This is a genomic window from Tepidimonas sp., from assembly GCF_029335975.1.
GTDB lineage: Bacteria > Pseudomonadota > Gammaproteobacteria > Burkholderiales > Burkholderiaceae_C > Tepidimonas.
In genome coordinates this window covers 1-3,244 of sequence record NZ_JARJMT020000014.1, presented here as the reverse complement: position 1 = coordinate 3,244, position 3,244 = coordinate 1, and the positions used below count along the sequence as shown (strand labels likewise).

Sequence of the window (3,244 nt, the reverse complement as noted above, 5' to 3'; positions counted from 1 at the left end):
TCATGCCCGGCTCGTAGGTGCGCCGCACCAGCGCGGCTTTCTCCGCAGGGGACCAGCGCCTGCGGCGCTGGTCTTTCAAGATGACTTCAACAGTGTCCGTATGCCTAGTCGTACTCACAGTCCTACTCCTATCTTCAAAGATAAGCGATAGGACGGGTCCGGAGATTCAGGGGGCTATCTCATCGATCCGGCGCTTGTCCCGCTGACGGATCACGACCGCCAAGACCTGCTCGCGCGCGCCAACCGCCCGGGGGCCGACGCCATCCTGGCCCTTCAGTGCTTCTTCGCCGAGCGTGCCCGCCTCTGCATGGCCGCTGCGCGGCTGGCGGTACCGGTGGCTCCGGCCGTGCAGCGGGAGTATGACGAGCGTGTGGGCCGCACCGCTGCCGTACAAGGTGGCGGAAAAACCATCGTCAACCAGCTCTCCATCGAGCGCGCGGCCCATCATCCCCACACCGGCGTGCCCTACCTGCCCGGCTCCAGCATCAAAGGGGCCATCCGCACCGCTTGGCTCAACCAGCTCAACGCGGGAGCGACTGCAGGCCCCGGCGAAAAGGCCAACCGCTTGGAAACGCGCTTGCTCCAAGGGGCGTTCCACACCGACCCCTTCCGCTTCCTGGCCGTCTCGGACGCCATGGGCCAAGACGTCCTGTCGGAAATCGTCTTCAGCACCAATCACAAAAAGCGTCTGGTCCTATCCAAAAGCGGTCAACCCCTGGCCGCCAAAGGCCCCACGACGCGGCGAGAGGCCATCGTCGCGGCGCAATATGCAGCCCTCGTGACCGACGTCACCGTTCAACGGCCGCAGATTGCGCACGTCCCCGATAAACTGCCCGACCCACAGCGCCGCTTGAACGATTGGCGATCGGTGGCCGGGGCGTGCAACGCCTACTACCTGCCGCGACTGCACGCGGAACTGGACCTGCTGGACGAGCGGCGCCTGGCGGCACCGCAGTGGACACAGGGGGTGCGCCAACTTCTGCGCCAGCTCGAAGCGCCTCTTGCCGCGGGGGACGCCGTGTTGCTTCGCATCGGACGCCACAGCGGTTTTGAGAACGTCACGCTCGATGGTGCGCGCCAGCTCCGGACGGGCGCGAAGGCCTCCACCACCCTCTGGCTCGCCGCCCGCGAAGAAAACGCCCGCAGCGAGATGCTGCCCTTTGGATGGGTGCTGCTGCACCGCCGTGATCGGCCGCTGCAGGCGCTCCAACAGTGGTGCGACAACCTGCCCAAGCCGGATGTCACGGTCGCCCGCGAGCAGCTGCGCCAGTTGCGCGAAGCGCTCCAGGCGCAACGTGCAGCAGCCGAGCAGGCCGAGGCCGAACGTCGCGCCGCTGCGCAGCGCGCGCAAGAGGCCGCGGCGCAGGAGGCCGCGCGGCTCGCCGCCCTCACCCCCGAAGGACAGGAGGTCGAAGCGTTGCGCAAGCTGCTGCTTGGTCACACCGCGGCGCGCAAGCAACCCGTGAGCGGCCAGCTCTACCAACGCACCCGCGCCCTCATCCAGCGTGCAGAGCAGGACGGCACCTGGTCCGCGCAAGACAAAGCCGCACTCGCCGAGCTGCTCACCACCCTGGTGCCCGAGAAAATCGACCTCGCCGGCAAAGCCAAGGAAATCCGCCAGGCCGCACAACGACTCGGCGCCTCCACATGACCGAAGCATCGCCGCCTTCCAGCACGGCCCTCCTGCCCATCGCCCGCTACCGATTCACGGCAACCGTCAGCGACGAGCTGCTCTTGCCGGAATACGCCGGCAGCCTCCTGCGGGGCATCTTCGGTGCTGCGCTGCGCCGCATCTGCTGCATGACCGGTATGCCGCAGTGCCCGCTGTGTCCGCTGTACCAAACCTGCCCCTACCCGGCGATCTTCGAGGCGCCGCCGCGGCCCACGTCACTGCCGCAGCACTTCAACCAAGTGGCCAACCCCTACGTCATCGAGCCTCCCGCCCCCGGCAGACGGCGAGTACAGCGTGGGGAAACGTTGGCGTTTCACATGGTGCTCGCCGGGGCCGACACCCTGCGCAACCTTCCCCTCATCATCCATGCTTGGCAACGCGCGCTCGCACACGGCGTGGGGCCGCACCGGATCCCCGCGTCGCTACAGACCGTCCACTGGGTGGGGGAAGGGGAGTGCGTCGCCGTCTGGTCCGCCGGTCAAACGCGGGTCACGGAACATGACGCCGGGCTGTACGTCCCAGCTTACCTACCCGTGGAAACGGGTGACGTGTGCCTGGATATCGAAACACCCATGCGCCTGCAGCACAACGGCAAACCCCTGTCCGCCGCGGCGCTCAGCCCGCGCGCGTTGCTGCTGGCTGCCGCGCGCCGTATTACCCTGTTGCAGGACCTCTACCTCGGCGGCAGAATCGAAGGCCTCCCGCCCGTCGAGCAACTGCTGCAAGCCATACCGGCCGTCACGGACGACCGCAGCCAACTGCGGTGGCACGACTGGACCCGGTACTCCGCGCGCCAGAAGCAGGAAATGACGCTCGGCGGGGTCGTGGGCCGGTGGCGCTTGAGCGGCAACGTTGCCGTCGCGTGGCCGTGGCTGTGGCTGTGCCAGTGGCTACACATCGGCAAGAATGCCACGATGGGGATGGGTGGGTACCGATTGGTGTCATTATGATCACTTTTGAGGAAACCTCGCCGCGCCAAGAAAAAGTTCGCACGTGCGCTGCTATGGCTTTGATTTGTAATGTGTTTTCGATGGTCCGCAGTTAGACCGAAGCCCTGAAATCAAAGGGATTGAGACGGCGCGGCGCATATAGTATGACGCGAAACAGTCTGTTAGACCGAAGCCCTGAAATCAAAGGGATTGAGACCTCGAATGTGGCCCGTGACGAGATCACAATGGGGTTAGACCGAAGCCCTGAAATCAAAGGGATTGAGACGGTCTTGCCTGTCGCCGGGGTGACATCACTGTTTCGTTAGACCGAAGCCCTGAAATCAAAGGGATTGAGACAATAGCAGCGCGGGCGATGGTATCCATGGCGTATTGTTAGACCGAAGCCCTGAAATCAAAGGGATTGAGACAATTCGGAAAACCCGCGATGATAGCGGCCATTCAGTTAGACCGAAGCCCTGAAATCAAAGGGATTGAGACCCAGTTGGTCGCCCCTGAAATATTCATAACCTCATGATTTTTCTTGTGTTATTGTCTGTTTGCGAGTACAATTTCCCCCAGATTTGATGGTCTGATGCGCCGTTTTCTGGGAGTTTTTCGATGTTTGCCTGCCCCGCCACCGAGG

General features: G+C 64.0%; 2 protein-coding genes and 1 CRISPR repeat array. Both genes read left to right on the top strand.

Annotated features, from left to right (window positions below; genetic code table 11):
• Nucleotides 1-307: 307 nt before the first annotated feature.
• The gene (locus P3W97_RS00740; protein ID WP_300843068.1) at nt 308-1,651 is read left to right on the top strand and encodes an RAMP superfamily CRISPR-associated protein; all 1,344 of its coding nucleotides are present in this window, start codon (nt 308-310) and stop codon (nt 1,649-1,651) included.
• A complete protein-coding gene (gene cas6 / locus P3W97_RS00735) occupies nt 1,648-2,622 on the top strand; it encodes a CRISPR system precrRNA processing endoribonuclease RAMP protein Cas6 (RefSeq protein ID WP_043702707.1) in 975 nt (324 codons plus the stop codon). The genes P3W97_RS00740 and cas6 overlap by 4 nt, the downstream gene beginning before the upstream one ends.
• A 90-nt stretch (nt 2,623-2,712) precedes the next feature.
• Nucleotides 2,713-3,099: direct repeats of the CRISPR family, unit length 36 nt; unit sequence GTTAGACCGAAGCCCTGAAATCAAAGGGATTGAGAC.
• Between the last annotated feature and the right edge of the window lie 145 nt (nt 3,100-3,244).

Bases quoted from the DNA above. Each gene is read 5' to 3' on its own strand.
- P3W97_RS00740 (WP_300843068.1), top strand. From the start codon at position 308: ATGGCCGCTGCGCGGCTGGCGGTACCGGTGGCTCCGGCCGTGCAGCGG.
- cas6 (WP_043702707.1), top strand. From the start codon at position 1,648: ATGACCGAAGCATCGCCGCCTTCCAGCACGGCCCTCCTGCCCATCGCC.